The organism is Sneathiella sp. (assembly GCF_036960985.1).
Taxonomy (GTDB): domain Bacteria; phylum Pseudomonadota; class Alphaproteobacteria; order Sneathiellales; family Sneathiellaceae; genus Sneathiella.
In genome coordinates this window covers 1-10,842 of record NZ_JBALWD010000059.1, presented here as the reverse complement: position 1 = coordinate 10,842, position 10,842 = coordinate 1, and the positions used below count along the sequence as shown (strand labels likewise).

Here is a 10,842-nt window from a genome sequence, read left to right as displayed (position 1 = left end):
ATGTTTATTGGGGATGAGTTATTTTGGGGTAAAGATCGTATGGAGTTTGTCGAGGATGAACTACTTCGTCCTTAAGAAGAAGCGCGTAATAGATTTTTGCAAGTTCAGACAGTCGGCCGTTAGAACATTTGTTACTTCAGTCTATATACTAGAAGCGCGTATTTAATGTCGCGTGATCGGGTAGTATTATGTTGTTTGATCAAAAGTAACATGTACCGCGTGGAACAAAGTGATACCTATTGAAAAACGACAAGATCAGGGAAAGTCAGCGAGTGCCGCCGTCCCGGTTAGCATTATCAATGTCTTCTCGAGGTTCAATCCTGCCAATGCGTGTCAGTCTTGGTCCTGTCGTTTAACGCGCTTTGCTATCGGGGCTTCGCGGCAGAGCAGCCCCATACCCCGGTTTAAATTTATGGCTTGCTGTGTTAGATTGGTATTTCAATCTCACGCAACGACTTATATGTCCCGCGCAATACTTGGGGCTTAACGTTCTGTTGCGGTGATTTGTGCGTGCGGGCCAAGCTTATTTGATTTGCGGTCCGTGCAGACCATGCATAGCGGTGCATGAATCGGAACCGGGGGAAACATCCATGTCGCGCGACAGCACCTTTGAAAAGATCGGTGACACCGACATCAAGCATGACTTCAATTCTTTGAAGGACGGCTCCACAAATTCGGCGGCTATTGCAGCCTATTACGATGAATGGGCTGAGACTTACGACGCGACCTTGAAAAACTGGGACTATCAAGCCCCAGACGATGCCGCGACAATCCTTTGTGAGTATTTGAAGTCTGGCAACGATGTTTTGGATGTCGGCTGCGGTACGGGAATGTTCGACAAGGCCATGTCCCGGCAACTAGATTGCCGAATTGAAGGTATCGATATTTCGGCGGCCTCTCTGGAAATAGCGGAAAAAAATGGGAAGTACGATCGCTTGCAACGCCACGACCTACAAACTACCCCTTTGCCAGTAACCGATAATGCGTTTGACGCCGCAGTCTGTGTGGGGGTTATGACCTACATTGAAGAAGCGGCGGATCTGTTGGCTGATCTGTGCCGTGTTGTTCGGCCTGGCGGCTACATCTTGTTCACACAGCGTGATGATCGCTGGGTCGAGAAGAATTTTGATTCTTTAATGGACAAATTTGAAGAGCGTAGGCTTTGGGCGCCACTTAAGGTAAGTAAAGCTAAACCCTATTTACCAAAAAACGATGATTTCAATGACAGCATTCAGGTCATATATGCGCTCTGCCAAGTTGTCTGACCCTGCTATTAACCGTTGCCCTTTTGACGCGTAGAGTAATGTCCGAAACGGATCATTAGCAGACCATACACCTATTCAAACAAGTAACCAGTTTTCTACGCAATAGCTAGCTCATTGTAAGACACGCTTAAACAGCTCGTCTTTGATCTAGCCGGTCGATCTTAATACTAGAGGGAAAAGTGGAGCCCAGGGGCGGTAACGATCCACCGACAGTTTGATAGAGCGTTTGCATTACAATATGGGCGTACACTATATAGAAAAAATGCACGCCCAAACCCCTTAAGTCCCGTTTGTAATTCTTTCGACTGCTTCATTTGTCGACCAAACGGCGTTGGCCATGTAGCGGAAATTCGTCAAAGCCGCGAGATAACCGTCGCCTTCAGGTAGCATGGCGGCGGCAGTTGCATCTTTCACGACGGCGACCTCAAAACCTTGTTCTAATAGCTCACGCATATGAGACTCAGTACAGAGGTTGGCAGACATGCCCGCCAAGATGACTTGATCGACTTTATTTTTGCGAAGTTGCAGAACTAAGTCATTAGACTCGTTTCCATAAAGTTTATGGGGTGAAGTTACAATTGTTTTTCCGTCATTTATGTATGTTTTATATTGAGGCATAAAATCGGCGCCTGAATTCTCAAATCCCTCAGTAGTCAATGCGCCCTTTCGGTCAAACATGCCAATTTTATGCATGAGTTTTTCAAGGGCTCCCTCAAATCGCCATCCATGGTCAGTTGGGTAATAGTAATGAGGGGAGACAGCCACTGTAATGCCTTTCGCCTTAGCTGCTTTAAAAAGTTTTTCGATATTATTGACCGTATCGTGATGTTCAACGCTAGCACCAACGACGCCCCAAGTCACACCATCAGGGCTTAAGAAATCGATCTGTGGATCCGTCACGACGAGAGCGACACGCTTAATATCCAATTTCATATTGCTCGGCGGGAGGGCCGGTTTCGCGGGATCCGCGTAAGGATTTTCGGCTGCGGCCGCCTCTGTTCCACTCGTACTAACGGCGACGGCTGCAACAGCAGCAGCAGCGACGCTGCCTCTAAGTGCATCGCGCCTACTTATTGGGCTTTTCTCGTGATTATTACACATGTTTCTCTCCATTGGTGTTTCTTGAACATAGTTAATATGACGATAGATATGTGCTTTTTCGTCCACAATTTGTCCCAACTGCACGATTAATGTATTCAAACATCTAATTTCTGGCAAAATGACGTATGAGTTTCGAACATGTATTTAGCGAGCTGGAAATTGAAGCAGATCCATTTGCATTGTGCGAATTGCGCGGCCGCTGTGATCTGGGGCTTGGCCGTCAGTCGTTTGCAACATTGCATTACATTTTGGGTGGTCATGGGGAAATCGTATTTCGGGGGCTTCCACCAGTAGAAATCAAACGGGGAACCTTGGTTCTCGTTCCTGCGTTACAATCTCATATTTTACGTAGCTTCGGTGATAATCAGCGACCGCTACCTGATTGCCATCCTGCAGAGCTTGACCTTGCGCACCATCTTCATGAGGGGGAAGACCATCTGCCAAGCAACAAATTGTTGGCGGTTTGTAGCCAGGTGAATGTCGGCCTTCGCGGTATTAGTAACCTCATTGATCTCGTGCGCGAGCCTATTGTCGAATATGTTGAACCCTTAAGTCCAATGGCAGATTCTTTGGATCAGCTGCTTCGAGAATTGTCGGCCCCTAAGTTGGGAAGTCGAGCAATGATCGAGGTCTTGCTCAAGCAATGTATGATCCTGCTTTTACGTAATCGATTAGAGTCTCAAGATAAAAGATTAGACTGGATGGCGGCGCTAAATGATGAAAAACTTTGGGGTGCTCTAAGACTTATGCTTGATATGCCTGGTAACCTACATTCTGTAGAAAGTCTCGCCGAGGCGGCGGGAATGAGCCGTTCAACGTTCGCCAAACGATTTTTCACGGCTTACGGAAAAGGGCCCATGGAATTGCTTCGCAATCTTCGTATGCATCGAGCCGCCTCATTACTGGCAACCTCTGATCTTCCTGTGAAACGTATAGCCGAATTGGTTGGATTTCACAGCCGCAGCGCATTCACCAGAAAATTTGAAGGTATTGTTGGCACGTCACCCGGAAAATATCGATCCCAGGTTCGTGGAGATTAACTGAGACAAAAAATGGCGTCCAGGGACGGATTGGAACCACCGGCAGCCTGATAGTGCGTCAGCATTTTTAGTGAATATAGTACTTGCGGCTGAAGCAATGGAGGGTCTGCTCCGTGCCAGTAGGAAACATTGCTTGGCAAATTACGATGACTTGATAGCCTGTAATTTACTTATTCGTAGTCCCGGCCTGGCCTGGCTTTGTACGGCGGCAGCGTCCATCCCCAATGAATGCCTCCGGCCCTAAGTACAAAGGCCACTGCGAACCCCGCAAGGGCCGAAACGCTGAATGATGACCCAAGCACCTCCAACCCAACAAAAACAGTGGCGCCGGCCATGGCGCAGCTTGCGTAAAGTTCTTTGCGCATTATCAAAACCGGTTCTGCGCAAACCACGTCGCGGGCTAGGCCGCCAAACGTCGCGGTCATCATGCCCATCACAATTGCCACCAATTCATTAGCACCGCTGCGCAGGGCGACTTCAGCTCCCATCACACTAAAAGCTGAAACACCAATTGCATCGGCCCATAAAACGAAGATAAACCTTCGCTGGATAACGTGCGCCGAAAAATAAACCAAAATGGCAACGATCAAACATGTCACTAAATAATAGGGCTGTTCAATCCAAAATACTGGACGGTCCAATAACAGGTCGCGAAGCGTGCCGCCACCAATTCCGGTAAGGCTGGCTAACAACCCGAAGCTCACAAGATCCATCTCCTTGCGCGAAGCTACCAGCGCCCCCGAAACCGCAAAAACCGCGACACCCAAAACATCCAAAAAATCAAAAACCGACGGCATGCCAAATTTCCTTCAATATGGGAGCAGATTGGCTTATTGCGGCGAGTAAGACAATTGAAATTTGACCGGAGTGTTCGTCTAACGGTTTCGGCTCATATACGAATGACTGTTCTGGGTCATTGGGAACCATTTACCCATACACATACCGCACCATTTTATGGCAAATTTGATAAACGTGGATTTGACTTAATCCGTCGAACTTGAAGTTGCGAGGAAAAAGGGTGCCCAAGGATGGGTTCGATCCACCTGCAGACTGAATTTCTGTCTGCGCGGAGAAGAAATTCAATAGAATTCATACGTATCTCGCTTAATCGGTAGCTTCAGCCACAAACTTTATGGCATCGCCCAAAGAAGCAATTTGAGCAATTTGGCGTGCTGAGAACATAATCTCGAACTGAAGCTCTATTTCTTCAATGAGTGTCATATGAGCCAAAGAGTCCCAGCCTTCAGTATTAAAGGGCGTAGAGTCAGCAGATAGACCCTCTCTGGCAATATCGAAGCAAAATGCTGCAATGGATAGAACGTCTTTTTCAGGTATCACCGTGCTGATTCCGGACTCAATTGAACTCAGGGTCTTCATTTGAACTTTACCAGCAGCTGTTCGCGGTAAGGCTTCTAGTATGCGAAATTCACTTGGTGTTCGTTCAGCCGAAAGATGCCTTCGGCAATAGGCCGCTGCTTCGACCGTGGTAATATTTTTCCCTTGCTCTGGGACAAGTGCGGCGACCAGGCGCTGATTTCGATTGGCGTCAGGTACGCCAAACACAACAGCCTCTTCGATACCTGGCATGTTGGCAAGAACGCTCGTTACTGCTTCCGGATGAATTGTAACGCCAGCTGTAACAATCGCATTTTTTTTACGGCCAACGAATTGATAAAATCCCGATTCTGCTTGACGTACATAATCGCCTGTATGGAATTTTCCATTTTTAATTACCTGAACCGTTAAAGCGCTGTCATTGAAATACCCCTTCATTACAGTAGGGCCTGAAATTACCAATTCACCAGGCTCACCCCGAGGAACGGGCAGACCCTCATCATCCAGTATTTCTAACTTACAACCAACGGGCCTTCCGAGTGTACCAATTTGGCGGGTCTTCTCATCTGGACCGGCAAATACAGCGTCGCAGACAACTTCACTTAGGCCGTATGCATTGGCTACAGGAACGTTGAAAGTTTGTTCAAGACGCCTCCACAGCTGTTCTGTCAGTACATCAGCGCTAGATAGTATAAACTTGAAGTTTAATGTCTGAAAAACGTCTGTGTCTGTTCGACCAACTCGTTCAATTATCCTCAACATCGCCGGGACAGAAATAAAGTGCGTAATTTTTTGTTCCTCAACGGAAGCCAGAATCTTCGGCGTATTTTGAACAGAAAACGGAATGGGTCGATGCACAGAGCCGCCGAACCAAATGGCACAAAGGGGGCCTCTGATGAGGCCATCCACATGGTGAAACGGTAATAAATTTAGTAGTTTGATACCGGCACCAAAGCCATAGGCCTCGGAGAAAATTTCAAGCTGAGCAATAAGGTTTGCATAAGTAAGTTCTACGGCTTTCGGCTTGGATGTAGTTCCGGAAGTAAATACCAGCATTGCCACATCTGGTGAGTTGGCAATAGGTTGAGTTTTGTTGTTGTACGAGAGTTCAATTGATTCAGAAAACACCGCACCAAAATTTGACGCGATAACGCCACCGGCATCATCAATTTCAAACATATGCCGCGCGTTAATAGATTCAAAGTTGAGATCGGCAGACAGCAATTGCGTGTCACTAAATATTAGAGTCGGTTGACAAACTTCTAAACAGTCTTGAATTTCATCGAATTTTGCATCTTTGTCGCCGATTACTGGTGTAAAGCCGGATCGTAACAGGGATAAAAAAAGAACAATAACGGTTCTGTCATTTTTAGAAAAAATAACCGCGCGGCTGCCTTGGAAAAGCCCTAGTTTCTGAAATGTTTTATCTAGATGGCTCATTTCCTCCATTAATTCAGCGTACGTAATCGTTCCCTCAGGCAGATCCGCAAAAGTTTGGGTGCCTCCAGCCATTAGAACCTGATCTATGCGGTCGCGAAAAATTTCAAAAGAATCTTTTGGCGTTGATTGAAGAGAAGCGTGTTCTGCCCTTTCTTTTTCTTTTTGCTTCACTAAATTTCGGAGTTTGGTCGTTAGAAAAAGCACATTTTCGGGATCACGGAGCATGGATAAATGATCTCCCGGCACCTTAATCATTGTAATGTTGCCACCAATATATGCATCCCAGCCTAAAAATTTGCCGCCATAATTCCGACCCCAGTCTTTTTGTTGCGAATTTAGAACGACCGCTGATCCGGTCTCCCAATGACGTGGTGAATATTGGGACATCATTCTGTACATTTGCCGAATGATAAATTGATACGGTTCCGGATGTTGGTTCAAATTGAAACTAATTTGGCCGTATTTGTGCAGTACCATATTATCTTTTCTGAAAAGAAGATAATTCCAATTTTTTCCAAAATATCGAGCCGCATAAAGTAGCTCTGGCAATGGTGCGCTTGCCAATCGTGAGAAAAGGCTTTTGGGTCTGATTGCGGCATCGAGAATGAGCAGGTTGGTTGATTTTCCATAAGATTTTGTGAGCCAGTAGGCGGTTTCAAATGCAAAATAACCAGCAAAAGAAAAGCCGCAGACATAGACTGGTTCCGGAAGGTTTGCGTCAGAAATATCCTTTGCAAAACGAATTGCTATATCAATTAGTGACATGTTGTGTAAGGCATCTGTCAGGTCAGGAGCGAGACGAATACCAAAACAATTTATGTCTTTGCGTAATCTCTGCACGATTGGCTTTGCATATAAGACATTGCCGCCGAAGTCCGGGAAAAATACCAAACTTCCCCCGCCAATGCGAGTACTCATAGTGAAGAGGCCTGTGGAGGAAAGAGAATCTTTCGAAGTAGCAGTCATTTTCCTGTTTCTTGGCTAAAGTCCAATTTCCGGAATGGCTGGCGCGCCATTTCGCTTTTACGTTCAAAATTGGCGGCGTCCTGCTTACGTCTAAGACCGGTTTTCGCAATATCGGTGAAATTGGAGTCAGCAAACCATAGTGCATGGTGAGTAGGTTCAATACCAAATCCACGCTCTGTTTTGTGGAGACCAGTCGTGCCGGAATTAATCATTTTCTGGTTAGCGACTATGGCATGTTCAATGGTTTGATATATACTCATTTCGAAAAGCAGGAAAGGAATATTGCCTGTATGCCCCCAATGCTGGGCATATCTTATTTTAGGTGTAACCATATCCAATTGGACTGCGACTAAGGCTTCTTTTTGGAGCGCAAGTGTAACCTCTAGATATTCCTTCATATTCTCAAAAAGCAATTCGAAGTATTTTACGTTAAGCCAGGGAGCGGTTTCATTTCTTTCAAAAGTTGATTTATACAAATCGAAAAAAACAGGCGCAAGCTTCGAATTAATTTGTTCTCCTGATAATGTTTTGAAGGTTAGACCATTAGCGACCGCTTTGCGACGTTCGGATAAAATCTTTGATCGTTTGGAACTCTTCATTTTACTTAGGAATTCGTCGAAACTCTTTACGCCACCAGACTTCCAGATATAAGCATTTCCTTCAGTCAATAAGAAGTCAAATTGCCCCATAAAATTCTTATCTTCATCAGACATATAGGAAATTTGAATGGATGACGCGCCAATTTCCTTGGCCCTCTCCTTCAAGGCAGAGCAAAGTTCGGCGCAGGCCGCAATCCTATCAATGCCTGGTTTGACGAGTAAACGAGATCCGGTAATAGGAGTGAAAGGTACCTCGATTTGCAATTTGGGGTAATAGGGGCCTACGGCTCGCTCATGCGCCATCCCGAGACCTAAATCAACGCCTAATTCGCCGTGCGAATGTGATTTCAGGTAAACAGGGGCTACGGCGATCACGGAACCGCTGTCGTCGCAAATGGCAACATGTTGAGGCTTAAAGCCAGTTTCAGATGATATAACACCGCTTTTTTCTAATGCATTTAGATGCTGATGGCGAATATAAGGGTCTGATATGCCGGCACAACTGTTCCAGTCTTCCTCAGGAATATCATCAATGGAAGTAAGAAAAATCGCATTCCAATTTTTATGCCGAACTTGAATATTCATTGGTCAATCCTGTTTTGAACCAAATTTTTCAGCCTTTGACCACTTTCTCGACGAGGATCTCCAATAGCCTCGAAAGCACAATCACCGGATTTAACAATGCAAATAGAAGGTTTGTTAATGCCCTGGGTTGTTTCAAGAGTCACATTGTGGCCCTTCTCTTTTAACTCGGCAGTGACAGCCTCTGGCATATCTTCTTCTACTACAATTTTCCCGGAGAAAGAAAAATGAGGTTCAGTTGATGCCGGTGCCGAGTGAGTGAAAACGCGGTGTGTGGACACTGAATCAATTAACGGTTGGTCGAATATTAGATGGTGCGCCATTACTTGTACTGCGGTTTGAAGTTGTAAATCCGCACCAGGACCGCCTCCTGCGATAAATTGGCCTTCGCGAGTATGGAAAATAAATGGGCAAGCACTTACTCTTGGCCGTTTGCCAGGACTTAGGCAAGCTGGATGGTCAATGGACACGTAGCTTTGACCGCCTCTTGTGGACATAACAAACCCAAGATTAGGTATAGCCGGGGCGTCGAATGAGCTATCGCTCGGCGTTGACGCAAAAAGATTACCGTGCTTGTCGGCGACAATCGCTATTGAAGTATCCAATGAAACAGCCTGATCCGCTTTATCTTGGGGAATGGAATAGCGCGATCTATCGAATCCCTGAAATATTCCTGCAGCGGGCAATCCGTCAAATGCTGTATTTGCGCAAATTTCACGGGCACGTTTCTCCGCATATTTCGGGGAAAGAAGTTGATCATAGGGGGCTTCGACAAAATCTGGATCCCCGTAGTAGGCGTCGCGGTCCGCCATTGCGAGCTTTGTGGCCTCTAGAATTATGTGATGTGAAGAGGTTGCCAAATTTGCTGGATTGTTTAGAAAAAACTGCTCCAAAATTTGCAGCGTTTGCGACAGTGCAGGTCCTTGTGACCAGAAGCCACAAGTATAAGCCGTTCCTCCAAATATCGCAGCGGAGGTCGCTGGAACAACGGGCGTTGTATGCGACGAAAGGTCCGTATGCGTCATCAGCCCACCATGATGACTTATATGCTCTATCATTTTATCCGCAATTTCGCCCACATAGAATAAGTCCCGGACAGCCTCCAATCCGGCTGATCTTCCTTTTTTTGATCTAGCTGATCGATCGGCGTCGATCATTGCACGCAATGTGTTTGCTAAATTCGATTGGATAAAGTTTTGGCCGAGCTGGACAGGTTGATCATTTGGAAGCCAAATTTTCGTATTTTCTTCATAGCGGCGGTAATAGCGCTCAAATTGTGTGGTGCAGTCCACAAGATCTTGATGCGCAGGAAAACCGTCTCGGGCTAAATTCCAAGCAGGCGTTGCGAGATCTTCGAAGCTCATAGTTCCATAGTTTTTCAACGCCGTAAGCCAAGCATCTGGCCCTGCGGGAGTGACGGTTCTTAAAATACCCTGTGGAATCCGTCCACGATATTTTTTTTCGAATAGTGCTCTATTTGTTGCACTTGGCCAACGTCCAGCTCCTTCTATCGAATAGGTCAACCCATTTGCCGCTATATGTATCAGGATAGGTGCCACGCCGCCAAACTGCACTTGTTCTGAATGCAGTACCGTAAGCGCAATGGTAGCCGCGACACCTGCGTCGATAGCGTTTCCGCCGTCGGACAGCACATTCGTCGCAATCTCGGTTGCGATTTTATGTCCCGCGGAAACAGCAAATGGAGAACAATTATTTGGTTCTTTTTTTATCACTGCGATCAACTCATTAAATGCTAAGCATCAATCTATCGCTCAACTGAAATCTTACATTACATTATGATTATAGACCATTATGAGTTAATTTTCTATTTGCAACATTTTTGCCATTCGTATCGGTGAATTTGATTCTCTCACATTCACAATCGACACAAGGGGTAAAAGATCGATCCCGTGTGTGTCCGCTGTGATTGTTTGCAAGAAACCACAAAGCAGAATGTCTCCTTACAGCCAAATTCAGTACTATAAGGCGGGTTCAGTAATTAGTTCGCCTAGGGGCATACGGAGTCCATATACCTATACAATCAAGTCATCAGCTCATTGTACGGCAAGCTTAAGCAGTGCGGCTTTGACTTAGCCCGTCAATCTTGAAGCTGTGAGAAGAAAGTGATGCCCCGGGAGCGGATTCGAACCACCGACAGAATGAAAGTGCGTTAACATGCTCTGGGAAAACGGTGTTTGTGGCGCCAGACAGATAGCATCTGCTTCTGTTCGTCGTTTCCCAAAGCCAACAATCCGGTGGACCGAAAGTTGATCACATACTAACATTTAGCCTGAGATTCGCAACAGACGGGGTATGGCATGCCCGAACCAGACTGCCATACGAATATTGTTTTTAAGTGCATAGATAAAGCCAGAATTGCCCTTTTAGTGAAAGAAAAAAATGACAAAAGGTATGATCTCCGCGCCTCAGCCGGAAGCAGTGGAAGCGGGCCTGGATGTACTTCAGGACGGTGGTAATGCCGTTGATGCAGCCATTGCCTGTGCTCTTGTACAG

At 46.1% G+C, this 10,842-nt stretch carries 7 protein-coding genes; 2 read left to right on the top strand and 5 right to left on the bottom strand.

The window, feature by feature from the left end; translation table 11 throughout:
- The first annotated feature begins 590 nt into the window (after nt 1-590).
- The gene (locus tag V7723_RS19460) at nt 591-1,265 is read left to right on the top strand and encodes a class I SAM-dependent DNA methyltransferase (RefSeq protein ID WP_335686165.1); all 675 of its coding nucleotides are present in this window, start codon (nt 591-593) and stop codon (nt 1,263-1,265) included.
- 279 nt (nt 1,266-1,544) lie between these two features.
- On the opposite strand, the gene V7723_RS19455 is transcribed toward V7723_RS19460, so the two are convergent.
- A complete protein-coding gene (locus V7723_RS19455) occupies nt 1,545-2,366 on the bottom strand; it encodes a cysteine hydrolase (RefSeq protein WP_335686164.1) in 822 nt (273 codons plus the stop codon).
- 125 nt (nt 2,367-2,491) lie between these two features.
- Here V7723_RS19455 and V7723_RS19450 point away from each other — a divergent pair, with 125 nt between their 5' ends.
- Nucleotides 2,492-3,406, top strand: coding sequence for an AraC family transcriptional regulator (locus tag V7723_RS19450; RefSeq protein WP_335686163.1), 915 nt, complete (start codon nt 2,492-2,494; stop codon nt 3,404-3,406).
- A gap of 170 nt (nt 3,407-3,576) precedes the next feature.
- Here V7723_RS19450 and V7723_RS19445 read toward each other — a convergent pair whose 3' ends face one another.
- The 4 genes from V7723_RS19445 to V7723_RS19430 all read right to left on the bottom strand — a co-directional run bounded on the left by V7723_RS19445 (nt 3,577) and on the right by V7723_RS19430 (nt 10,061).
- A complete protein-coding gene (locus V7723_RS19445; RefSeq protein WP_335686162.1) occupies nt 3,577-4,203 on the bottom strand; it encodes a trimeric intracellular cation channel family protein in 627 nt (208 codons plus the stop codon).
- 307 nt (nt 4,204-4,510) lie between these two features.
- The gene (locus tag V7723_RS19440) at nt 4,511-6,352 is read right to left on the bottom strand and encodes an AMP-binding protein (protein ID WP_335686161.1); all 1,842 of its coding nucleotides are present in this window, start codon (nt 6,350-6,352) and stop codon (nt 4,511-4,513) included.
- A gap of 791 nt (nt 6,353-7,143) precedes the next feature.
- Nucleotides 7,144-8,331 carry a peptidogalycan biosysnthesis protein gene (locus tag V7723_RS19435; RefSeq protein ID WP_335686160.1) on the bottom strand — a complete coding sequence of 396 codons (1,188 nt, stop codon included), beginning with the start codon at nt 8,329-8,331 and terminating at the stop codon, nt 7,144-7,146.
- On the bottom strand, nt 8,328-10,061 hold the full coding sequence (locus V7723_RS19430) for a gamma-glutamyltransferase family protein (RefSeq protein ID WP_335686159.1): 1,734 nt from the start codon (nt 10,059-10,061) through the stop codon (nt 8,328-8,330). The genes V7723_RS19435 and V7723_RS19430 overlap by 4 nt, the downstream gene beginning before the upstream one ends.
- Nucleotides 10,062-10,842 lie beyond the last annotated feature (781 nt).

Excerpts from the sequence above, each read along its gene's own strand:
- V7723_RS19460 (WP_335686165.1), top strand. The coding sequence starts at position 591 with ATGTCGCGCGACAGCACCTTTGAAAAGATCGGTGACACCGACATCAAG.
- V7723_RS19455 (WP_335686164.1), bottom strand. The coding sequence starts at position 2,366 with ATGTGTAATAATCACGAGAAAAGCCCAATAAGTAGGCGCGATGCACTT.
- V7723_RS19450 (WP_335686163.1), top strand. The coding sequence starts at position 2,492 with ATGAGTTTCGAACATGTATTTAGCGAGCTGGAAATTGAAGCAGATCCA.
- V7723_RS19445 (WP_335686162.1), bottom strand. The coding sequence starts at position 4,203 with ATGCCGTCGGTTTTTGATTTTTTGGATGTTTTGGGTGTCGCGGTTTTT.
- V7723_RS19435 (WP_335686160.1), bottom strand. The coding sequence starts at position 8,331 with ATGAATATTCAAGTTCGGCATAAAAATTGGAATGCGATTTTTCTTACT.